Origin of the sequence: Gelidibacter gilvus, assembly GCF_004115975.1 — a bacterium.
Taxonomy (GTDB): domain Bacteria; phylum Bacteroidota; class Bacteroidia; order Flavobacteriales; family Flavobacteriaceae; genus Gelidibacter; species Gelidibacter gilvus.
Window position 1 is genome coordinate 866,060 of the sequence record NZ_SDDZ01000001.1, and the last position, 23,288, is coordinate 889,347.

Here is a 23,288-nt window from a genome sequence, read left to right on the forward strand (position 1 = left end):
ATTTTGAGTACAACCAACCCTAGCTTATCATTATCATTAAAACGTTTATGGCTCATAGGCTTGACTTTAGTTATAGGTCATATTGGGTTTTCTCAAGTCATACCAACAGGGCAGGATTCTACTAAAACTGGACACGTATTGGGCAGTATCAAAATGCCAAATCCTAACAGCATTGTATCCAAGTACACCTACGATCCACATACGGATCGTTATATTTTTACACAAACCGTCGGAAGTTTTAATATCAACCATCCTTTAATTCTGACACCAAAGGAATATCAACAATTGGTGCTTGAAGAAAATCTAAAGAATTACTACAAACAAAAAGTTGATGCTGCCGAAGGCAAAAAAGAGGGTACTGAGGACCAACAGAAGAATTTACTTCCTGAATTTTACGTCAACTCCAGTTTTTTTGAAACTCTTTTTGGGGGCAATACCATTGAGGTCATTCCTCAAGGTTCGGTAGAAATGGATTTGGGTGTTTTGTTTACCAAACAGGACAATCCCTCATTTTCTCCACGTAATCGAAGCAATTTCACCTTTGATTTTGACCAACGTATCAGTTTGAGTTTATTGGGTAAAGTGGGCACACGACTTCAAGTAACGGCCAATTATGATACCCAATCTACTTTCGATTTTCAAAACTTGATCAAGTTGGAATACACACCAACCGAAGATGATATTGTCAGAAAGATTGAAGTTGGTAACGTGAGTATGCCACTCAATAGTTCGTTAATTACAGGAGCTCAAAGCTTATTTGGTGTCAAAACCGAACTGCAATTTGGAAAGACCAAAGTAACCGCAGTATTTTCAGAGCAAAAATCGCAATCGCGTTCTGTAGTTGCGCAAGGTGGTGGTACGCTTGAAGAGTTTTCATTCTACGCCCGAGATTATGACGAAAACCGACACTTTTTCCTCTCACATTATTTTAGGGAACGCTATGATGTTGCTTTAGAACGGTATCCACATATCAATAGTAATGTCCAAATTACTCGTATTGAGGTTTGGGTGACCAATAGAAGCAACCAAACGGACAACGTTCGGAATGTTGCCGCTTTCCAAGATCTTGGAGAATCACAGCGTGTAGGTTCTACGGTGAATATTTTAAGACCAGGACCACTTCCAGACAATAAGAACAATGGTTTTGATCCGACCAATATTGGTGGTGCAGGTTCTAACTTAAACAATGCGGTAAGAGATATTACCCGAGTGGAACAAGGGATAAATATTCCGGCCAATGAAGGTTTTGACTTTGGAAAATTGGAAAATGCCAAAAAGCTGACTGAAGGGTATGATTATACACTTCAAACTCAGTTAGGGTATATCTCCTTGAACCAACGTTTGCAGAATGATGAAGTTTTGGCCGTGGCGTTCCAATATACTGTTGGAAGTAATGTTTATCAGGTTGGAGAGTTTGCCAATGATGGCGTTGAGGCTACAGGATCGTCAACCGATCCAGTTTCAGGAAATACAGTGGTCAATAATAATAACCTGATCCTAAAAATGCTGAAAAGTGCCATCACTAACGTGAATCAGCCTATTTGGGATTTAATGATGAAAAATATTTATGATTCTGGCGCCTATCAACTGAGTCAGGAAGATTTTAAATTGAATATTTTTTATACAGAATCTTCAGCGTTAAACTATATTAAACCTGTTGATGGCACTACGTTTCCGCCGTATGACAATAATACTTCAGATCCTTCTGATGACACAGAAATAACAGAAACTCCATTAATCAGGCTTTTTCATTTAGACCGATTGAACTATAACAACGATCCACAACAAAATGGCGATGGCTTTTTTGATTTCGTACCAGGGATTACGGTCTTGCCCCAAAACGGGAAGATCATTTTTACAAAAGTAGAACCTTTCGGAAAATATTTATTTGATGTCTTGGCGGATCCTGCCTATCCATCAGATTATAATGACCCAACCTATACCAACCCGAATCAGGAAAAATATGTCTATGATATTCTTTACAAAGGTACAAAAACAGCTGCGCTAGAGGAATCAGAAAAAAATAAATTCCAATTAAAAGGGCGCTACAAGTCGTCAGGAGGTGAAGGAATTGCCATTGGCGCATTTAACGTGCCAAGAGGTTCTGTAAAAGTTACCGCTGGTGGACGTGTACTGGTAGAAGGCGTGGACTATACCGTAAACTATCAATTGGGCCGTGTTGAAATTTTGGATCAGGCATTAAAGGCCTCCAATACACCCATCAATGTATCGGTTGAAAATAATGCGGTTTTTGGTCAACAGACCAAGCGTTTTACAGGATTGAATGTTGAACACCAATTCAGTGAAAATTTCGTGTTGGGTGGAACCTTCTTAAATCTTAACGAGCGTCCAATTACCCAAAAAGCCAATTATAATAGTGAATCCATTAATAATACCATTTTTGGATTTAATGGGAATTATTCTACAGAAGTGCCATTCTTAACCCGATTGGTAAACAAATTACCAAATATTGATACCGATGTTCCTTCCAACCTTTCTGTAAGAGGGGAATTTGCTTACCTTCTTCCGGGAGCACCAAAAGGCGCGAATTTTCAGGGTGAGGCCACGGCTTATGTTGATGATTTTGAAGGTTCTCAAGGAAGTATTGATTTGTTATCACCTCATTCTTGGTTTTTATCGAGTCGGCCTAAAGGTTTGGGATTAACACCTAATGAGGATGACATTGGAACGCAAAACGGTTTCAATAGAGCGCACTTGAACTGGTACACCGTTGACCCTATTTTTTACAGTAATCAACGACCAAGCGGGATTACAGACAATGATGTGTCCAACTTGTACACCAGACGCGTGTTTATTGATGAAATCTTCCCAGAAAGAGATTTGGTGCAAGGACAGAATACTTACATTCCAACCTTAGATTTGGCCTATTACCCAACCGAAAGAGGACCCTATAATTTTCAGTCTCAAAATATTGATTACCCAAATACCTTAACGTCACCACAAAATAGCTGGGCGGGAATTACGCGTGCTATTACCAGCACCGATTTTGAACAGGCGAACGTTGAGTATATTGAGTTTTGGGTTCAAGATCCATTCTTGGACAACACGTCCAATCCTGGAGGAAAATTACTCCTAAATCTTGGTAATATATCAGAAGACATTATTAAGGACGGTAAAAAACAATATGAAAACGGCCTGCCAGAAAATGGAGATATTAGCGGTTTGCAAGTCACTGATTTTGGAACCGTTGTCCCGCGTAACCAGTCATTAATTTATGCGTTTTCAAGTACGGGTCAAAATCGTGCCAATCAGGATGTAGGCTATGATGGGTTTGATGATGCTGAAGAAATCGCAAGATTCGGCTCACAATTTGGTCCTGATCCTTCAAATGACAATTACACTTATTTCCTTCAAGCAGATGGCGATATCTTTGATCGCTATAAAAAATATAATGGCTCAGAAGGAAATTCACCAGACACATTTTCAGATACCAACCGAGGTTCCACGACGCACCCTGATGTAGAAGATATTAACAGAGATAACACAATGAACACGATTGATAGTTATTATGAATATGAAATTGACATCACGCGGGCAAGTTTGGACAATCCCAACAACGTCTTGATCAACGATGTAAAGACCAGAAACATCACCTTGCCTAACGGTGATAATCGCAATGTAAGATGGTACCAATTTAGAATTCCAATTGATGCCTCAACAAGAGCCATTGGTGGGATTTCTGATATCAGATCTGTACGTTTTGCAAGAATGTATCTTAAAGGATTTTCTGAAACGACCATTATGCGTTTTGCAACTTTGGATTTAGTAAGAAGTGATTGGAGACGCTATTCTCTAGATTTGGATAACAATCCGAACAATAACAGTGCGGACGCTTCATTTAGTGTTGGTGTCGTAGGTTTACAAGAAAACGAAGGTAATTACGTTCTGCCTCCAGGAGTGGAGTTGGAGCAACGTAACAATAACAACAATATTATCAGGGAAAACGAACAATCGTTGGTGGTTGAAGTGTGTGAACTGGAAGCTGATGATTCTCGAGGGGTTTATAAAAACATCAGCATTGACATGCGTCAGTATAAAAAACTGAAAATGTTCATGCATGCCGAAGCTTTGGAAGGAAGAACGTTAAATCCCGGTGAAATGATTGGGTTTATCAGAATGGGTAATGACTTCACCCAAAACTTCTATGAGATACAAGTGCCTTTAAACGTTGTTGCCGGAACTGCGCGAGATCAGGTATGGCCTTCTGAAAATGAAATAGACATCACCTTGGAGATTTTACAGACCATCAAAGCCTTGGGCATTAGTGACGGTTCTTTGTCCAATCAAGACCCAACAGTTTATAACGTCACCCCATCGGGCCCTGAACTTGTGTCCTCAGGAGATAACTTTGAGGTTGGTGAAACCCGTGTTTCCATAAAAGGAAATCCTAATTTTGGAGATATTAGGGTGCTTATGGTTGGGGTCAAAAACAACACTACGGCTACCAATGTATGTGGGAAAGTATGGTTTAATGAGCTCCGTCTTTCAGATTTGGATAATGAAGGGGGTTGGGCCGCCATATTAAGTATGGACTCAAATATTGCCGATTTTGCAAATATCAGTGCAACAGGGAGACAAAGTACAGTGGGTTTTGGAAGTCTAGAGCAACGGCCAAATGAGCGCAGTAGAGAAGATGTGAAACAATATGATGTGGTCACCAATATGAATCTTGGTCAATTATTGCCTAAGAAGTGGGGCATACAGCTTCCGTTCAACTACGCTCAAAGTGAAGAAATGGTGACACCTAAATATGATCAGTTTTATAATGATTTAACGTTGGATTCACGACTTGAAGCCGCAAGTTCATCTGAAGAAAAAGATCAGATCTTAGAGCAGTCGGAAGATTTTACAAAACGCAGGAGCATCAATTTTATTGGTGTCAGAAAACAACGTACTGGTGATGAAAAACCACGTTTCTATGATGTGGAGAATTTGACTTTTAATTATTCTTATAATAAAGTACACCATCGCGATTTTGAAATTGAAAATGCCTTAGATCAAAATGTCAGAACCGGCGTTAACTATGCTTATAATTTCAATCCGATAACTATTGAGCCGTTCGCTAAAAATGATTCCATCTTTAAAAACAGGTACGCTAAAATCTTGAAAGATTTTAACTTCAATCTATTGCCAAATAGTTTTACGGTCAATTCCGATATTTTGCGTCAGTTCAACAAGCAGAAGTTTAGAGAGGTAGAACTGGGCGGGAGTAATATTGGCTTGGAAGAATTGTTCCGAAGAAACTACCGATTCGATTTTCAGTACGCCATCAATTATAAGCTAACAAAATCATTGAGTTTTAATTTTACGGCAAATAACACCAACATCGTCAGAAACTATTTTGTTGATGATATCATTAACGGCAAACAAGATCCTTCGCTTGATATATGGGATGGTTTCTTTGATTTAGGTGATCCAAATATTCAAAATCAACAACTCCAACTCAATTATGAGATTCCATTATACAAGATTCCTACCTTTAGTTTCTTAAAAGCGACGTATTCCTATACGGGCGATTTCCAATGGCAAAAAGGATCGGATTTGAACAATAATTTGCCTTTGTTTGATGAAACTACGGGAACAACAAATAATTATAATCTCGGGAATTCCATACAGAACGCTAATACACATAATATCAATTCCACCTTAAATATGGAAACGCTTTATAAATATGTGGGATTGGTCAGAAAGGATGTTAGGAAAACCACAGCTCGAGGAGCTACGCCAGCAGGTATAGAAAGAAAAGGCGACTCGGCCACTAGGGAAAAGGTTGTAGATGAAACAAGCGTAGGTACAAAGGTGTTCAATACTTTTGTTGATATTGCCACCATGGTAAAGCGCTTGCAAATCAACTATAGTGAAAACAACGGGACCTTTTTACCAGGGTATTTAAGAACCCCAGGGTTCATCGGAACACTTAAGCCAACTTTTGGTTACACTTTTGGAAGTCAGAGCGATATTAGAGATATGGTGGCGAGAAATGGATGGTTGACCGTTTATCCCGATTTCAATCAGCAATATACTGAGGTTACTAACCGTAGTTTGGATGTCTCCGCGAATATCGAAGTCATAAAAGATTTAAAAATTGATTTGATCGGTAGCAGAATGTATTCTGAAAACACCAATGAGAACTTTAATGCCTCAGATACCAATGGAGATGGATTGAGTGATGTTTACAATTCATTGATTACAAATTCCTTTGGTAATTTCAATATTTCCACATCACTTATAAAAACAGCATTTAGTCCAAGTGACGAGACACAGTCTGCAGCTTTTGATGACTTTAGAGCGAATCGATTGGTAGTTGCGAGACGTTTGGCGCGCAATTTTTACGGCAATGATACGTATCCTGTAGATGCCCAAGGTTATCCAGTTGGGTTTGGAAAAAATAATCAAGCGGTGTTGTTGCCGTCATTTTTGTCGGCTTATCAAGGTTCCAATCCGGATAATGTAAGTTTGAGTGCCTTTAGGGATATTCCAATTCCTAACTGGACCTTAAAATATACCGGTTTGATGCGTTTAAAGTGGTTTAAGGACAAGTTCAAACGTTTTTCAGTAACACATGGGTACCGCTCAGGTTACACCATCAATCAATTCCGTAGCAATCTGGATTATGATGAAAACAATCCAGATGCACTTGATCAAGGAGGAAATTTTAAGAACGAGACCTTATTCAGCAACATCAACTTAGAAGAACAGTTTAGTCCGTTGATGAAATTGGATTTTGAGATGAAAAGTTCTGTAAAGATTATGGCAGAACTTAAAAAAGATAGAATCCTTTCTTTAAGTTTCGATAATAATTTATTGACAGAAATAAAAGGGAACGAATATATATTAGGATTGGGCTATCGCATTAAGAACGTAAGGATCCGATCAAAAATGGCCGGTCCTACCCAAATTATCACTGCTGATTTGAACATGATGGCCGATATTTCAGTGCGGGACAACAAAACCATTATTAGATACCTTGACTTAGAAGATAATCAAGTGACTTCGGGGCAAACAATTTGGGGCGTGAAATACAAAGCGGATTATGCCTTCAGTAAAAACCTCACTGGGATCTTCTATTTTGATTATACATTTTCTGAATATGCCATATCAACGGCATTCCCACAAACGACTATCAGATCGGGGATTACCTTGCGATATAATTTCGGCAATTAATTTTGATTAAAGGATTTTAAAAAAGTACATTTGCTTCACTATAAAATTTATTATACAATGAATATACCAGCACAATTAAAGTACACAAAAGACCATGAATGGATTAGCATTGATGGTGATGTTGCAACTGTAGGAATTACAGATTTCGCTCAGGGCGAATTAGGTGATATTGTCTATGTTGAAGTTGAAACTGTAGATGAAACTTTAGAAATGGATGAGATTTTTGGCACTGTTGAAGCAGTGAAAACAGTTTCTGATTTATTTTTGCCACTTTCAGGAGAGATTATTGAGTTCAATTCTGTTCTTGAGGATGAGCCAGAGAAAGTAAATTCAGATCCTTATGGTGAAGGTTGGATGATAAAAATTAAGATTTCTGATCCGTCCCAAGTTGCTAATTTGCTTTCAGCTGATGCCTACAAAGAGGTGATAAGTGCCTAAACAGTGGGCCTTGACCTTATTGGTGGTTTACGCCATAGTGCTTTTGGTGTTAAGCTTGGTAAGTATTGGTGGTTTTGAACCCCTTGGTTCATCTTTTGACGATAAGATTAATCATTTTGGAGCTTACTTCTTTTTGACCCTGTTCATTTTTAATTATTTCAAGACATTAAACCTAAAAAGAGGTCTTTTATACGCCTTAATTATTGCCTCAACCTATGGGGTTATAATGGAAGTCCTTCAAAAATACTTGACCAATGAAAGAATGTTTGATGTCTATGATATGATTGCCAATGCTTTTGGTGCAATTATTGCAGTACTCTTTGTAATTTTCTATAGAAAGTTAAAGTTAAAATAAATTAATCCCTTGCTTTTTTAACAAATTATTGGTTATTTTAGCATTCCTTAAACACTCTAAGCATATGGAACCGAAAAAAAATGTAAAAGCAGACGTTGGTAGAAATAGTTCTATCTATTTTTCCGTTGGTCTGGCTTTAATGTTATTGTTGACCAATCTGGCCATCAATTACAAAACTTACGACAAGTCGGATATTGATATCGGTATGATTAATATGGACGATGAATTGGAAGAAGAAATTCCAATTACTGAACAATTACAACAACCGCCACCACCGCCACCACCGCCACCAGTAGCTCCAGAAGAGATTGAGATTGTGGAGGATGAGAAAGAGGTTGAGGAAACGGTCATTGAATCTTCAGAAACAAATCAGGAAGAGGAAATCGCTAAAGTAGAAGATGTTGTTGTAGTAGAGGCTCCTGAAGAGGATATTGAGGTACCATTTGCCGTCATTGAAAACGTACCTGTGTTTCCAGGTTGTGAAAAAGAGGCTGGTAACAATGCTAAGAAACAATGTATGTCTGATAAGATTGCCCAGTTTGTGAATAAAAAATTCAATGTGGATTTGGCTTCTGAACTAGGTCTTTCGGGAAGGCAACGTATTAATGTGATCTTTAAGATTGATAAATCTGGTAATATTACCAACATTCAAGCAAGAGCACCGCATCCTGGTTTAGAGAAAGAAGCACAACGCGTTATCGCTTTGCTTCCTAAAATGTTACCTGGAAAGCAACGTGGTAAAGCGGTAACTGTACCGTATTCTCTACCTATTCTTTTCCAAGTACAAGATTAGAACATAAATGTTTAAAATATAGAACCCTGATGCGAAAGCTTCAGGGTTTCTTTTTTGCATTGGTTTATAATGTTCAGAATGTTATGTTAAGAAGTCTCTGAGAGAGAATTAAAAAATCCCGTCTAAATAAATAGGCGGGATTTTTTTTGGAACGCTTGTTGTGATTTTAGCATATTATTAACATTTTAAAACACACATATTATGAAGAATTTAAAAAACTCAAGTGAAGCTGCTGGTCAGAGCAACGAGCGCAATGTGAAACCACACAAACATGATGCAAATTTACGAAAGAACTCTTCGCTTTACTTTCAAGTGGGCTTGATTCTCTGTTTACTCTTTACCTATGGTCTTTTTGAAATGAATTTTGAAGCAAAGACTTATAATTCAGCAAGATTGGAATACCAGGATAAAGATGTTGAGGTGATGCCAACCAACTTTGTTTTGGAAAAGGAAGTGTTTGAAATGAAAAAGGATGTCACTGTAAATGTTCTTACCAAAGACCCGAATATTGAAGACAATGATTTTGTTGATGCTTTGCCAACTGAGCTTCTGACGGAAAGCCCAACTTTATCCATTGATCTCGCTAAGATTGATGATATTATTGTCCATAAGGCGGAAGACGATGATGACTTGGATTTAAAGATTTTCAGCACCCTTGGTGTTGAAAAAGCACCTGTTTATCCAGGTTGTGAATCTGAAAAAAACAATGAAGGCCGCTTAAAATGTATGTCCGATAAACTATCAAGACTTATCCAAAAGAAATTTGATAAAGATATGGTTTCAGACCTTGGGCTATCAGGAATTCAAAAAATAGATGTCGTTTTTAAAATTAACAAATATGGAAATGTAACAGAAATTCAAACCCGTGCCCCACGTCCTGAATTGGAGAAGGAGGCCAAAAGAGTGGTGGAGCAAATCCCAGTAATGATTCCTGGAAAACAAAGAGAGCACCCTGTGACTGTTCAGTATGTGCTACCTATCATTTTTAAAGTAGAATAATCATATATCGCATTATACGACTTGAACCGCTGTTAAATTTGATAGCGGTTTTTTTATGGCCTCATTTTGAAAAAAACAGTATCTTTCGTCCGGAATTAAAGCTTGTATTCATCTATGAAGAACTTCTTCTTAATTGTTTTTGTCAGTTTTCAACTCAATAGTTTTGCTCAGAATATTAAAATTTACGAAAAGCCTCCTGTTTTTATAGGTTGTGAAGATCAAACGATTGAAAATTTAAAAACTTGCTTTAATAATAAGCTTAACCAGTATATTTTCGAAAACTTTAAAGTGTCTCATGAAGTCGCTGACGACAGTTATAAGGGTAATGTGCAAGTCCTTTTTGAAGTTGACAAAGAGGGCCATGTTAGCGTCGTTTATGTTGATGCTATTTATGATGCGCTAAAGGATGAAACCAAACGGGTATTCCAATCTTTGCCAAAAATACAGCCTGGAACTTATAATGGGAAACCTACGTTTTATCAATATTCTTTGACCATTAAAATTCCTTTGGTTGATCCCGTACTCATGATAAATGCTGATTCCGCAGAACAGGACAACCTGAAGAAGTTTGTGGATCTTAATGAGATTGTTTCCAATGAGTTTGATAGCATCACCAAGAACATCAGCAAATATCAAGGTCTGGAATATACGAGTCAGTTAAACATTCCCTTCACCCATCAATACTATTCGCGTTTTGATGCCAATATGAACGGTTTGGGAACAAACAGTCATACGGCAGCAAAACCATTTGTTTATGAGGAAGTTGCGCGATATTATGATTTTAAGGCTGAAAAAGAGGCGCTTGTAAAAGGTTCGGACGGATGGTGGAGCAGAAAATTATGGGATGAGCATTTAGTTCAAATTCAAGGTGAGGATTATTGGTTTACCATTGATCCGGTTTTTGATTTGCAGGTGGGTAAAGATGTGGATGCCGATTTCAATACTACTTTCAACAATACCCGAGGTATAAACATACAAGGAGGCTTGGGCAAGAAGTTCAGTTTTTCTACTTCTGTCTTTGAAAGTCAAGGAAGGTTTGCCCAATATTATAACCAATATGCCGAAAGCTTAAAAGCTTTTGGTCCTGATCCAGCCATTGTTCCGGGTAGGGGCATAGGCAAACGATTTAAGGAAGATGCCTATGATTATCCGGTTGCTGAGGCGTATTTGTCTTATTCTCCCGTAAATTTCATCAATGTTCAATTTGGCCATGGCAAGAATTTTATAGGAGATGGGTATCGCTCTTTATTCCAAAGTGATGTGGCTGCATCGCAGACCTTTCTAAAATTAAACACCAATTTCTGGAAAATTAAGTATACCAATACTTGGATGTGGCTTAGGGACGTGCGCGACGCAGTAGTTGAGGACAAAGCGTTTTTGACCAAATACATGGCCAATCATTATTTGAGCTGGAATGTATCCAAACGCCTCAATATCGGGCTTTTTGAGTCGGTAATGTGGACCGATACCAATGGCAGAGGTTTTGATATCAATTACCTCAATCCCATCATTTTTTTCAGAGCTATTGAGTTCGAAGCTGGGCAAGGTTCAGGTAATGCAATTGTCGGTGCTTCTGCAAAGTATAAATGGAACAACAAAGTCAACTTGTATGGACAGTTTATCTTGGATGAATTTTCATTGAGTCATGTAAAAGCAGGTGATAAAAGTTGGAAAAACAAATTTGGATACCAATTGGGAGCCAAGTATTACGATGCATTTAAGGTTGATAATTTAATGTTGCAATTAGAATATAACCAAGTAAGGCCATATACTTATTCCCATAACACCATCGTGAATAATTATGGCCATAGCAATCAACCAATGGCACATTTATGGGGTGCCAACTTTAGGGAATTTATCATTATTGGCCATTATAATTATGAGCGATGGTTTGCTGATGCCAAATTTATATTCGGGACACGTGGTTTAGATTTTAATGATGGCACCGATAATTATAGTTATGGCGGAGACATTTACAGAAATTACAATGAACGGCCTTTTGATACGAATGTAAAGATTGGCCAGGGCAATAAAACCACAACTTTTAATGCCGAATTGCAAGCGGGTTATATCATTAATCCGGTTAGTCATTTAAAAGTGTTTACGAATATCAGTTTTAGGAATTTTAACCCAGAAGCCAATACAGAAACAACTTTTAAAAACAGTACTACTTGGTTTAATCTGGGGGTCAAAACTGATTTATTTAATTGGTACTTCGATAATTAACCCTAATTCCTGCGCAGGCAGGAATCTCCTGTACATAGGCGAAATCTTTTTATTAATCACTTGGTATTCATTAGTTCTGTTAGTCACTTAAAGGTATTTGTGAACTTCATTCCAGAAGCCAATACAGAAACAACTTTTAAAAACACTACTATTTGGTTTAATCTTGGGGTCAAAATTGATTTATTCAATTGGTATTTTGATAATTAGCCCTAATTCCTGCGCAGGCAGGAATCTCCTGTACATAGGCAAAATCTTTTCATTAGTTACTTGGTTTTCATTAGTTCTATTAGTCATTTAAAGGTATTTGTGGACTTTATTCCAGAAGCCAATACAGAAACAACTTTTAAAAACACTACTACTTGGTTTAATCTTGGGGTCAAAACTGATTTATTCGATTGGTACATAGATAATTAACCCTAATTCCTGCGCAGGCAGGAATCTCCTGTACATAGGTGAAATCTTTTTATTAATCACTTGGTATTCATTAGTTCTGTTAGTCATTTAAAGGTATTTGTGAACTTTATTCCAGAAGCCAATACAGAAACAACTTTTAAAAACATTACTACTTGGTATAATCTTGGGGTCAAAACTGATTTATTCAATTGGTACTTTGATAATTAACCCTAATTCCTGCGGAGGCAGGAATCTCCCGTACATAGGCGAAATCTTTTCATTAATTACTTATTTTTTTTAATCCTATTAGTCATTTAAAGGTTTTTGTTAACTTCATTTCAGAAGCCAATACAGAAACAACTTTTAAAAACACTACTACTTGGTTTAATCTTGGGGTCTAAACTGATTTATTCTAACAAGCCATAATTTCTGCGAAGCCAGGAATCTCATGAGTAAAAGCTGATTCATTTTCTTGAGCCCTATTTTTTAAAGATAGAATAGGCAAAAAAATGAGGGTCATCACCATTAGGTCTTGATTATGTGGTTCGAGATTTATAAATATTAGCGTAACACCGTGTCTCCCGTCGGCAAAAAACCAAAAACCATATTGAAATTTAATTATTCATTAATTGAATTGCTCAAAACCAATTTTCAAAGTATCTTTGCACTCGCATTTAAAAGCGACAAATACAACACCGATTGGCAACAACAAATTCTTCTTTACCAAGGGTCTCAGTTATTTCTGATTTTAAGGAAATAACGAAAATGAGATTATCATTGAGTGTTGTGTTCTCAGCAATAGCTGGGTATTTGTTGGGTGCCACAACCATTGAGGTTAGTACTTTGATACTATTGGCGTTTGGTGGCTATTTTATGGTTGGTGCTTCTAACATCTATAATCAAATTATTGAGCGCGATTTGGATGCACTTATGAGCCGCACCAAGAACAGGCCCATTCCTGCGGGACGCATATCGGTCAACTCGGCCCTTATAATGGCTGTCATCTTTACGATTCTTGGGATTGCCACACTTTACATCATCAATCCGCGAACCGCCATGTATGGCGCCATATCCATATTTTTATATACCAGTGTTTATACGCCATTAAAGACAAAAACTCCATTATCTGTTTTCGCAGGTGCTATTCCAGGCGCAATTCCTTTTATGTTGGGTTGGGTTGCCGCACGAAATGCTTTCGGAATTGAACCGGGAACATTGTTCGCCATACAGTTCTTTTGGCAGTTTCCTCATTTCTGGGCTATTGGGTGGTTCTTATTTGACGATTACAAAAAAGGTGGATTTTACATGCTGCCAACTGGGAAACGGGATAAAGGCACAGCCACACAAACCATAATGTACACCATTTGGACGGTTTTAATATCTATCATTCCTGTGTTTGGCTTCACAGGAGATTTGAAATTATCTATTGTTGCAGCCATAATAGTCTTTGCAATAGGTTTGGGAATGATCTATTTCGCGTTGCAATTGTTTGTGAAAAGAACCGAGCTAGCGGCAAAACACCTTATCTTGGCGAGTGTGATATATATTACCCTATTACAGATTGTTTACGTTGCAGATAAATTTATAAGATAATATGGATTTTACAGAAGGAACCTTTGAGGAGAAAAATAATAGGGCGAAAAAGATGATGCTTTGGTTTGGTATCGTTTCGCTCATCATGTCATTTGCGGGTTGGACCAGTGCCTTTGTTGTGAGCAGTACAAGAGAAGATTGGATTAAGGATTTTCAATTGCCAAATGCCTTCATCGTCAGTACGGTTATGGTAGTGTTGAGCAGTGTGACATTTATGTTGGCACAAAAAGCCATCAAAAGCAACCAAAGACAGTTGACAACAACTTGGCTTATGGCGACCTTAGTGTTGGGAATTGCATTTATTACGAACCAGTTTTTGGGCTTCCAACAGATCATTGATATGGGCTATAATTTTACTGGACCTACCAGTAATGTGACCATGTCTTATATTTATTTAATTGCGATGGTGCATATTGCTCACGTGATCGTAGGACTTGTTTGTATTTTAGTCGTAATTTATAATCATTTTAAACAGAAGTATACCGCTACGGATATGGTCGGCTTTGAACTCGCTGCCACATTTTGGCATTTTATTGATATTCTGTGGGTCTATCTCTTTTTATTTTTATATTTTGTAGGATAATTGGCGGTAAATTTTGTTACGATTTACTTACCAACTACAGTAAACATTGTTTATAGTGTTTCAAAATTCAATAAGGATGTTTCTTTAGATGAATAAATTGATTATTTTTGTGCAACTTTTTAAACTAAAAAACTAATCACTACATATGGATTCGACTGTCGTGAACACTAGTGCCGAAAACAAGCGTTGGGGCGGAGGTATAGAACCTTTAAAAGCGAGTTACGGTAAAATGATGATGTGGTTTTTCCTCACTTCAGACTCATTAACTTTTACTGGGTTCTTAGCAGCCTACGGCTTCTCAAGATTTAAATTTGCCGATTCTTGGCCAATAGCAGACGACGTATTTACGCACGTACCTTTTATTCACGGTAACTATCCAATGATTTTCGTGGCCTTCATGACCTTCATTTTGATCATGTCTTCTGTGACGATGGTATTGGCAGTGGATGCCGGTCATCGTATGGATAAAGCCAAGGTAAGTTTATATATGTTTTTGACGGTTTTAGGAGGTTTTGTCTTCTTAAGTTCTCAAGCATACGAATGGACAACTTTTATTAAAGGTGGTTATGGCGCTGTTGGAACTCATGGTGGAAATATCATCCATTTTGTGGATGCAGATGGTGAGCGTGTGGCGTTAAAGGATTTCGCTATTGCTGAGTCTACTGAACGTACCCAACATACAAATAAAGATGGGCTCTGGTTTTCAGGAGAAAAAGCCCTGACAAGTTTTACTTTTGAAGAAGTTCTTGCTGGATTTGAAGCAAACCCTGGAGTGTTTGTAAGAACGACATATACTGCTGAGGATGGTCATAAAACGGTTTTATCCCGTAGCGAATCACTCAAAGAATTACAAACTAAAGGAAAGAATGTTGTAGAAGGTGCCAACTTGATCCAAAACGAATACGGTCCACCTTTATTTGCAAACTATTTTTTCTTCATCACAGGTTTCCACGGATTTCACGTGTCAATCGGAGTGATGTTGAATATTATTGTTTTCTTTAACGTCCTTATAGGAACTTACGAACGAAGAAGAAGTTACGAAATGGTCGAAAAAGTCGGATTGTATTGGCATTTCGTTGATTTGGTTTGGGTATTCGTATTTACATTCTTCTACTTAGTATAATTTTAGATAATTTATTTTGAACATGGAATCACACGCACAAGCAGAACCACATAAACTCGCAATATTTAGAGGCTATTTAAAGTTTAAGTCCAATAAACAAAAAATTTGGGGTGTATTGATCTTTTTGGCTCTAGTTACGGCTGTTGAAGTTCTTTTAGGGATATACAAACCAGAAATGTTTATGGGTCAAGTTTTGGGTATGAAGGCTCTTAACTGGATCTTTATTATTTTGACCATAGTAAAAGCGTATTATATTACTTGGGATTTTATGCACATGAGAGATGAAACCGCAAGTCTAAGACGTATGGTTGTGTGGACAGCAGTCTTTCTGATTTCTTATTTAATCTTTATCCTTTTACAAGAAGGAGACTACATTGAGTATGTCTTTTCAACAGGTTTTGTAAAGACCGATTTTTAAAGTCTCCCTTTCTAGCAGAATAGTAGGATTTAAGTGTTAAACATACATAAAAAGACGGTTATATGAACCGTCTTTTTTATTTTTGCACTTATGTAATTCAGCGTGTATTTATTGATTAAATATGCATAATTGAAGAGTCTTAATCATGCAAATTATTTTAAATGAATAAAAAACTTGTTAAACGCTATTCAGTTCTTATTGTCCTGTTTTTTCTGCCAGTAGCGTTTCTTTTGATGCTTTATCCAGCAAAGCATAATTATATTGCGCTCGATACTATAAAGGAAAATGTTCAGGATATTACTGCAGTTAGTGATTTTGAACTTCAAGACCACATCACCGTATTGGCTTTTTTTGGAAAAACCCCTTTAGCGAGAGCCACAGCGGCATCTAATTTGAAGGAATTGATCTATAACAAGTTCAAGGGTTTTAAAAGATTTCAGATTGTTGCCATTATGTCTCCTGAAGCAAAATCTGATCTTCCAGCACTTAAGAAAGAAATTGAATCTCATGAAGATCTCAAATATTGGCATTTTGTTTTTTTAGAAGACGATGAGATACAGCAGATTTATGGTAGTTTAAAATCGGACTTTCCATTGGATGATAACCTTTCCTCCTCTAGAGTGTTTATTGTTGATGCCGACCTCAACCAACGCGGTCGTTTGGATGATAGAACAGATAAGGAAAGAGAGAAAAATGCTAATGTATACGATTTGGCGTCATACGATTGTGTGGAAGTCGCTATAATAAAGAATAAAATGAGTGAAGATATACGCGTGTTGTTTACAGAATATAGAGAGAAACGCAAGGGAAATTTTAACTCTTCAACACGGCGTGCTAACGAATTAAAAGGAATTACCGATGAGCAAAAAGACTAATTATTCTTATGTAGGAGTGTCGTTTATCATACTTCTGTTTGGAATTTACTTTGTTCCAAAAATTATTGACCGGATCAGTAATAAGGATGTTGTAAGGGATGAAAGTAGAAGTGAGGACATTAATCTGAATCCAAAAAAAAGACCAGGAAACCTATCCGATTTACAATTTATTGAAATCAATGAGGTTAGAAAGAAAGTGCCTGAATTCAGTTTTACAGATCAAAATGGAAATACTGTTTCCAACAAGGATTATGAAGGAAAAGTATATGTACTTGAATTCTTTTTCACAACTTGTCCAAGCATTTGCCCAAAAATGAATGCCAATATGGTTGAAATCCAAAATGTATTTTCAAATGAAAAGGATTTCGGCATTGCATCGTTTTCCATAACGCCACATATCGACACTCCAGAAGTATTGAAAACATACGCAGATAGCAATGGGATAACAAGCCCTAATTGGCATTTGATGACTGGAGATGTTGATGAAATCTATAAATTGGCCAATGAAGGCTTCTACCTTTATACTGCCAAAGATGAAAGCGTAGATGGTGGGTTCGAGCATTCGGGTAATTTTGCGCTCATTGATAAAAATGGTTTTATCAGATCGAGATCTGATGTTCAAGGGAGCCCAATAATCTATTATAACGGAATGATTTCAGAAGAAGAAAAAGTGGATGAAGAGGGTATGGAGCAGCAGATCACATGGTTAAAACAAGATATTGCTAAGTTGTTAAAGGAATAATGGAAACTATCAATAGAGCAGCAGAAAAAAAATACAACAAATGGATTGTCATACTATCCATTGCCATCCCATTGATTGTAGGGGCACTGTTTGGTGTCAACTTAAGAGATCTAGGTTTTGATGTGCAACCATTGACGTTCTTGCCGCCAATTTATGCGACTATTAATGGCTTGACCTCCTTACTTTTAATTGTTGCCTTTTTGGCCATTAAAAACAAGAACATCACGCTTCATAAAACTTTGATGACTACCGCGATAGGCTGTTCAATTGTGTTTTTAATGATGTATATTGCGTATCATATGACTAGTGATTCTACATCTTATGGAGGTGAAGGTGTCTTAAGATATGTCTATTTTTCCGTTCTCATTTCCCATATATTATTATCAATTATAATCATTCCATTTGTACTGATTACTTATGTACGTGCCATCACCAATAATATTGAGCGCCATAAGAAGATAGCACGTATTACATTTCCAATATGGTTATATGTTGCGATTTCCGGAGTGATTGTTTATATTATGATTTCACCTTATTATGTCTAAAATGAAAGTTCGAGTCCTTTTTATTTTGTTTTCACTGTTTACCTTTTTTACCACAAATGCCCAGTGTGCCATGTGCCGTGCGGTTTTAGAAAGTGAAGATGGCCAATCTACTGCAAAAGGTGTCAATGATGGGATTGTGTATTTAATGGTCATCCCTTATGTGTTGGTCGCCGGGATGGGTCTTGTCATGTACACGAAGTTCAATAAAAAGAAAAACATATAAAAAATACTATTTCCTGTAACAATTGATCTCCTTTTCAGTCTTATTAGTACATATTCAAGATGAGTCTTAACAATTCGTTAATATAGTTCGTGCCTTGTTTTATGTAACATTGCAGAACCAACGGTCTTAATATGATACAAATTAAAGATTTACATAAATCCTACCACATGGGTGCTAATTCACTTCATGTGTTAAAAGGAATTAATTTTGACGTCAAAGAAGGTGAATTAGTTTCAATAATGGGATCTTCAGGCTCAGGTAAATCGACGCTATTGAATATTTTGGGAATGTTGGACGAAGCTGATGAAGGATCCTATACGCTTGATAATGTACCCATTAAGAATCTCAATGAAAAGATTGCAGCAAACTACAGAAACAAATTTTTAGGTTTCATCTTTCAATCTTTCAATCTCATTAATTATAAGTCGGCTTTGGATAATGTTGCGCTGCCATTGTATTACCAAGGTGTCAACCGTAAAGAGCGTGTTGAAAAAGCAATGCATTATCTTGACAAAGTAGGATTGGCCCCATGGTCTCACCATTTACCGAACGAATTATCCGGTGGACAAAAGCAGCGTGTGGCTATTGCCCGAGCTTTGGCAAGTGATCCAAAAGTATTGCTCGCAGATGAGCCTACAGGTGCTCTGGATACCAAAACCTCACATGAAGTCATGGAACTAATCCAAGGCATTAATGACGACGGAAAAACCATTTTGATAGTTACGCATGAGCATGACATTGCGAAAATGACCAAACGTATTGTCAATTTGAAAGATGGGGTAATCATTGATGATAATTTCGTGCAACAAGTAAGAGCTACTCAGTATGTTTAATATTGAACGTTGGCAGGAAATTTTTGAAAGTTTAAGTAAAAACAAGCTCCGTACCTTTTTAACTGGGTTATCTGTTGCTTCTGGTATTTTTATTTTAGTCATTCTTCTAGGTTTCAGTTCAGGAATCCAAAATGGCGTTACCTCCCAATTTGAACGAGATGCTGCCAATAGCATTTCGGTGTGGACAGGTGTCACCACCAAGGAATATAAAGGCTTAAATCCCGGACGCCGTATTCAGCTAAAAAATCAAGATTTTACTGCCATTGTTAATAAATACGATGATCACTTAGAATACAAATCGCCATTTTATACCATTTGGGGTGGCTTGGTGAATTATAAAAATGAATCTGGCAATTATAGAATTCAAGGGGTGCTACCAGACAACCAATTTATTGAAAATGCAGATATCAGCCAAGGGCGCTTTTTGAATCATTCTGATGTGATGGGTGCCAAAAAGGTGGCCGTCATCGGTAATAAAGTAAGCCAAGATTTGTTTAAGGGTGAAGATCCAATTAACAAGGATATTTCGCTGTATGGAATTAATTTTAAGGTGATTGGCGTCTTTTACGATCCAGGAGGAGAACGGGACGAAAGTAAAGTCATGATGCCCATTACTACAGCTCAAAAGGCCTTTAACGGTGGGAATGACATCAGGAACATGACCTATACCGTAAAAATGTCCGATAATTTTGACGACGCCGTGAAACTCTCCGAACAAATTTCTTTGGGTATTGAAAACGACCTCAAGCAAACACATATTATTGCTCCGGATGATATCAGTGCTATTAATGTAAATAATACCCTGGAAGAAGCAAGAAAAATCTATTCGTTGGTAGATACCATTAAAGCCGTGTTTTGGTTTGTGGGTATTGGTACCATCATAGCCGGAGTAGTTGGCGTGGGGAATATTATGCTCATTATTGTTAAGGAACGCACCAAGGAAATCGGTATCCGTAAAGCTTTGGGCGCAGTTCCCATGTCTATTGTGGTGATGATTCTACAGGAATCCATTTTTGTAACCATGTTTTCTGGTCTCTTCGGACTTATTGCCGGTTTGGGACTTCTTGAAATTGTAGGACCGCTTATAGAAAGTGACTTTATAAAATATCCGCAAGTTGATTTTAACACCGCATTGACCACTGTTTTTGTATTGGTGTTTGCAGGAGCCATTGCCGGATTTATCCCAGCGTACCGCGCGGCAAAAATTAAACCTATTGTAGCACTAAGAGACGAATAATATGTTTAGCAGAGACCGTTGGGACGAAATATTGGAAGCTTTAAATGCGAATAAGTTCAGAACTTTTTTGACCGCGTTTGGTGTGTTTTGGGGCATCACTATTTTGGTGCTCTTATTGGCATTGACCAACGGACTCAAAAATGGGGTGACCGCAGACTTTGGTAATTTTGCTACCAACTCCATGTTTATATGGACTCAGCAAACCTCAATGCCTTATAAAGGTTTACCAAAAGGACGACGCTTCAATTTTAAATTGAACGATGTCGCTAGTTTGAAAAACGACTTTCCACAACTCAAATATGTATCACCTCGCAATCAATTGGGAGGCTATAGTGGCGGCAATAATGTCATTAGAGGTACAAAAACTGGAGCTTTTCAAGTCAACGGTGATTATCCGGAATTTATAAAACAACAACCCATGGATATTATTCAAGGCCGTTTTATAAGCTATTCTGATATTAATGCCAAGAGAAAGGTTTGTGTTATCGGAACAGGTGTGGTAAAAACGATGTATGATAAGGGAGAGGAAGCTTTAGGAACTTATATAAAGATCAACGGCGTCAATTTTATGGTAATTGGAACCTTTAAAGTGAGCAATAGCCAAGGCGATAAAGAGGAAGATGCCAATACCATTTTTTTGCCTTTTACGTCTTTTGGACAGGCCTTTAATTTTGCCGATAATGTGGGATGGTTGGCTGTAACTGCGCATGATGGTACAAATATCACAACCCTTAAACCGCAAATATTGGAAAGTTTAAAGAACCGACGCAAAGTACATCCTGAAGATGAGCGGGCCATCGGTAATTTTGATCTTTCTGAAGCTTTTGGCCGTGTCAACGGTTTGTTTTCCATTTTAACCTTTGTTGGTTATTTTGTAGGTGCGCTCGTCTTAATGTCTGGGATTATAGGTATTAGTAATATTATGCTCATCGTCGTAAAGGAACGTACTAAAGAAATTGGGGTGAGAAGAGCTTTGGGAGCCTCACCATGGACGATCAAATCACAAATTTTGCAAGAAAGTTTAATCCTGACCATTTTGTCAGGAATGGTGGGTATCTCTTTTGCTGCTGCTGTTATTTGGGGACTCAATTACGCCTTGGACATGAATGGCCCTGTTGAAAACTTTGCAAATCCGAGTGTGAGTATGTCGGTTGTTTTTATCGCACTTTTTATACTTGTGGTGTCTGGACTGTTGGCAGGATTGATTCCCGCTAATAGTGCCACTAAAATGAAACCGGTTGACGCATTAAGAATAGAATAAATACAAAAACAATCATCAAATGAACCACCTCTGTATTTTGGAGTATGTATTCCAAAGGATCTTGAAAGTGCACCATTTGACCACTAAATAACAATAATAATTACCAAATGAACCACCTCTGCAATATTGAAGTCTTTACTCCAAATTATTTTTGAGGTGCACCATTTGACCATTAAAAAAACAATAACTAACGCCAAATGAACCACCTCTGCAATATTGAAGTCTTTACTCCAAATTATTTTGAGGTGCACCATTTGACCATTAAAAAAACAATAACTAACGCCAAATGAAAAGAACAAAAACAGTCATTATTCTAGGATTTATCGTTGCAGTGTTTGCAATAGCCTTAATTTATTTGTGGAGAAAAAATCAAGAAGACCCGGTAACCTACACCACGGAAATTCCGGTGATGCAAACTATTGTGGTAAAAACAGTCGCTACAGGAAATATTGTCCCTAAAGACGAAGTGCTCATAAAATCGAATATTTCTGGGGTGATTGAAGAAGTGTTTATTGAAGCAGGTGAATACGTGAATGCAGGTGATTTGATTGCACAAATTCGCGTGATTCCTAATGTGTCATCATTAACAAGTGCTAAGAATAATATTTCTTCAAACCAAACAGCATTGCAAACTGCAAAAATAAATTTGCAGACTCAACAAACTAATTACGACCGCCAAAAAGCATTGTTTGACAAAGGTGTGATTTCAGCAAACGATTTTGAAGGTATCAAAAACACCTATTTACAAACAAAACAGAGTGTTGAACAAGCGGAAATCAATTTGAATTCTTCACGTCAAAATTATGACATTGTCAAGACTGGTACTACAAGTGGGTTGGGCAATATAGCTCAGACCCAAGTGAGAGCAACAGTTTCTGGGATGGTGTTGGATGTACCAGTAAAAGAAGGAAATCAGGTCATTGAGGCCAATAATTTTAATGAAGGTACCTCCATTGCTTCTTTGGCCGATGTTAAGAAAATGATTTTTGAAGGTAAGGTTGACGAAAGTGAGGTCGGGAAAATTAAGGAAGGACTGCCGCTTGAAATCACAGTCGGTGCCATTGAAGACCAAAAGTTTGACGCGGTATTGGATTATATTGCTCCTAAAGGTGTGGCTGAAAATGGGGCGATTCAATTTGAGATTAAAGGCACTTTAAAATCTATTGACTCTACCTTTATCAGAGCGGGTTTAAGTGCGAATGCGTCTATTATCTTGGAAAGAGCGGAAAATGTTTTGGCTATTAACGAAGCTTTGGTGCAATTTGATCCTCAAACCCAGAAACCCTTTGTAGAGGTGATGGTAGGCGATCAGAAATTTGAACGTAGAGATCTTGAATTGGGGATTAGCGATGGCATCTTTGTTCAAGTCAAAAGCGGCATTAATAAATCGGATAAAATAAAGGTTTGGAATCAAGTTCAAGGCATTCCAGATTATGCTAAAAAGAAATAATCCATTTTAGGTGTAA

At 37.5% G+C, this 23,288-nt stretch carries 18 protein-coding genes; all 18 read left to right on the plus strand.

Annotated features, from left to right (window positions below):
• Window positions 1–3 precede the first annotated feature (3 nt).
• The 18 genes from sov (at window position 4) to ESZ48_RS03715 (ending at window position 23,272) form a co-directional block, all read left to right on the plus strand.
• The gene (sov, locus tag ESZ48_RS03630) at window positions 4–7,185 is read left to right on the plus strand and encodes a T9SS outer membrane translocon Sov/SprA (protein ID WP_129015925.1); all 7,182 of its coding nucleotides are present in this window, start codon (window positions 4–6) and stop codon (window positions 7,183–7,185) included.
• A gap of 57 nt (window positions 7,186–7,242) precedes the next feature.
• A complete protein-coding gene (gene gcvH, locus ESZ48_RS03635) occupies window positions 7,243–7,623 on the plus strand; it encodes a glycine cleavage system protein GcvH (RefSeq protein WP_129015926.1) in 381 nt (126 codons plus the stop codon).
• Window positions 7,616–7,978, plus strand: a complete 363-nt coding sequence (locus ESZ48_RS03640) for a VanZ family protein (RefSeq protein WP_129015927.1) — start codon at window positions 7,616–7,618, stop codon at window positions 7,976–7,978. The genes gcvH and ESZ48_RS03640 overlap by 8 nt, the downstream gene beginning before the upstream one ends.
• Before the next feature lie 64 nt (window positions 7,979–8,042).
• On the plus strand, window positions 8,043–8,771 hold the full coding sequence (locus tag ESZ48_RS03645; RefSeq protein ID WP_129015928.1) for an energy transducer TonB: 729 nt from the start codon (window positions 8,043–8,045) through the stop codon (window positions 8,769–8,771).
• Window positions 8,772–8,972: 201 nt separating this feature from the next.
• Window positions 8,973–9,770, plus strand: a complete 798-nt coding sequence (locus ESZ48_RS03650) for an energy transducer TonB (RefSeq protein ID WP_129015929.1) — start codon at window positions 8,973–8,975, stop codon at window positions 9,768–9,770.
• 114 nt (window positions 9,771–9,884) lie between these two features.
• Entirely contained in the window at window positions 9,885–11,996 is a 2,112-nt protein-coding gene (locus ESZ48_RS03655; RefSeq protein WP_129015930.1) for an energy transducer TonB, read from the plus strand.
• A 1,092-nt stretch (window positions 11,997–13,088) separates the two neighbouring features.
• Window positions 13,089–13,982 carry a heme o synthase gene (gene cyoE / locus ESZ48_RS03660; RefSeq protein WP_129015931.1) on the plus strand — a complete coding sequence of 298 codons (894 nt, stop codon included), beginning with the start codon at window positions 13,089–13,091 and terminating at the stop codon, window positions 13,980–13,982.
• 1 nt (window position 13,983) lies between these two features.
• Window positions 13,984–14,565, plus strand: coding sequence for a cytochrome c oxidase subunit 3 (locus ESZ48_RS03665; protein ID WP_129015932.1), 582 nt, complete (start codon window positions 13,984–13,986; stop codon window positions 14,563–14,565).
• Between the two features lie 145 nt (window positions 14,566–14,710).
• A complete protein-coding gene (locus ESZ48_RS03670) occupies window positions 14,711–15,688 on the plus strand; it encodes a cytochrome c oxidase subunit 3 (RefSeq protein ID WP_129015933.1) in 978 nt (325 codons plus the stop codon).
• Window positions 15,689–15,710: 22 nt separating this feature from the next.
• Entirely contained in the window at window positions 15,711–16,106 is a 396-nt protein-coding gene (locus tag ESZ48_RS03675) for a cytochrome C oxidase subunit IV family protein (RefSeq protein WP_129015934.1), read from the plus strand.
• A gap of 161 nt (window positions 16,107–16,267) precedes the next feature.
• Complete coding sequence (locus tag ESZ48_RS03680) at window positions 16,268–16,981, plus strand: thioredoxin domain-containing protein (RefSeq protein WP_129015935.1); 714 nt, start codon at window positions 16,268–16,270, stop codon at window positions 16,979–16,981.
• Window positions 16,965–17,723, plus strand: coding sequence for an SCO family protein (locus tag ESZ48_RS03685; protein ID WP_129015936.1), 759 nt, complete (start codon window positions 16,965–16,967; stop codon window positions 17,721–17,723). Before ESZ48_RS03680 ends, ESZ48_RS03685 begins: the two co-directional genes overlap by 17 nt.
• Window positions 17,723–18,268, plus strand: a complete 546-nt coding sequence (locus ESZ48_RS03690) for a DUF420 domain-containing protein (protein WP_129015937.1) — start codon at window positions 17,723–17,725, stop codon at window positions 18,266–18,268. Before ESZ48_RS03685 ends, ESZ48_RS03690 begins: the two co-directional genes overlap by 1 nt.
• A gap of 1 nt (window position 18,269) precedes the next feature.
• On the plus strand, window positions 18,270–18,491 hold the full coding sequence (locus ESZ48_RS03695; protein WP_129015938.1) for a hypothetical protein: 222 nt from the start codon (window positions 18,270–18,272) through the stop codon (window positions 18,489–18,491).
• 131 nt (window positions 18,492–18,622) lie between these two features.
• Window positions 18,623–19,324, plus strand: a complete 702-nt coding sequence (locus tag ESZ48_RS03700; RefSeq protein WP_129015939.1) for an ABC transporter ATP-binding protein — start codon at window positions 18,623–18,625, stop codon at window positions 19,322–19,324.
• Window positions 19,317–20,561 carry an ABC transporter permease gene (locus tag ESZ48_RS03705; protein WP_129015940.1) on the plus strand — a complete coding sequence of 415 codons (1,245 nt, stop codon included), beginning with the start codon at window positions 19,317–19,319 and terminating at the stop codon, window positions 20,559–20,561. Before ESZ48_RS03700 ends, ESZ48_RS03705 begins: the two co-directional genes overlap by 8 nt.
• Before the next feature lies 1 nt (window position 20,562).
• A complete protein-coding gene (locus ESZ48_RS03710; RefSeq protein WP_129015941.1) occupies window positions 20,563–21,822 on the plus strand; it encodes an ABC transporter permease in 1,260 nt (419 codons plus the stop codon).
• Window positions 21,823–22,108: 286 nt separating this feature from the next.
• On the plus strand, window positions 22,109–23,272 hold the full coding sequence (locus ESZ48_RS03715; RefSeq protein ID WP_129015942.1) for an efflux RND transporter periplasmic adaptor subunit: 1,164 nt from the start codon (window positions 22,109–22,111) through the stop codon (window positions 23,270–23,272).
• The last annotated feature ends 16 nt before the right edge of the window (window positions 23,273–23,288 follow it).

Bases quoted from the DNA above. Each gene is read 5' to 3' on its own strand.
- ESZ48_RS03710 (WP_129015941.1), top strand. From the start codon at position 20,563: ATGTTTAGCAGAGACCGTTGGGACGAAATATTGGAAGCTTTAAATGCG.
- ESZ48_RS03715 (WP_129015942.1), top strand. From the start codon at position 22,109: ATGAAAAGAACAAAAACAGTCATTATTCTAGGATTTATCGTTGCAGTG.
- ESZ48_RS03670 (WP_129015933.1), top strand. From the start codon at position 14,711: ATGGATTCGACTGTCGTGAACACTAGTGCCGAAAACAAGCGTTGGGGC.
- ESZ48_RS03680 (WP_129015935.1), top strand. From the start codon at position 16,268: ATGAATAAAAAACTTGTTAAACGCTATTCAGTTCTTATTGTCCTGTTT.
- ESZ48_RS03655 (WP_129015930.1), top strand. From the start codon at position 9,885: ATGAAGAACTTCTTCTTAATTGTTTTTGTCAGTTTTCAACTCAATAGT.
- gcvH (WP_129015926.1), top strand. From the start codon at position 7,243: ATGAATATACCAGCACAATTAAAGTACACAAAAGACCATGAATGGATT.
- ESZ48_RS03665 (WP_129015932.1), top strand. From the start codon at position 13,984: ATGGATTTTACAGAAGGAACCTTTGAGGAGAAAAATAATAGGGCGAAA.
- ESZ48_RS03650 (WP_129015929.1), top strand. From the start codon at position 8,973: ATGAAGAATTTAAAAAACTCAAGTGAAGCTGCTGGTCAGAGCAACGAG.
- ESZ48_RS03695 (WP_129015938.1), top strand. From the start codon at position 18,270: ATGAAAGTTCGAGTCCTTTTTATTTTGTTTTCACTGTTTACCTTTTTT.
- ESZ48_RS03705 (WP_129015940.1), top strand. From the start codon at position 19,317: ATGTTTAATATTGAACGTTGGCAGGAAATTTTTGAAAGTTTAAGTAAA.
- ESZ48_RS03685 (WP_129015936.1), top strand. From the start codon at position 16,965: ATGAGCAAAAAGACTAATTATTCTTATGTAGGAGTGTCGTTTATCATA.
- ESZ48_RS03690 (WP_129015937.1), top strand. From the start codon at position 17,723: ATGGAAACTATCAATAGAGCAGCAGAAAAAAAATACAACAAATGGATT.
- ESZ48_RS03700 (WP_129015939.1), top strand. From the start codon at position 18,623: ATGATACAAATTAAAGATTTACATAAATCCTACCACATGGGTGCTAAT.
- ESZ48_RS03645 (WP_129015928.1), top strand. From the start codon at position 8,043: ATGGAACCGAAAAAAAATGTAAAAGCAGACGTTGGTAGAAATAGTTCT.
- ESZ48_RS03675 (WP_129015934.1), top strand. From the start codon at position 15,711: ATGGAATCACACGCACAAGCAGAACCACATAAACTCGCAATATTTAGA.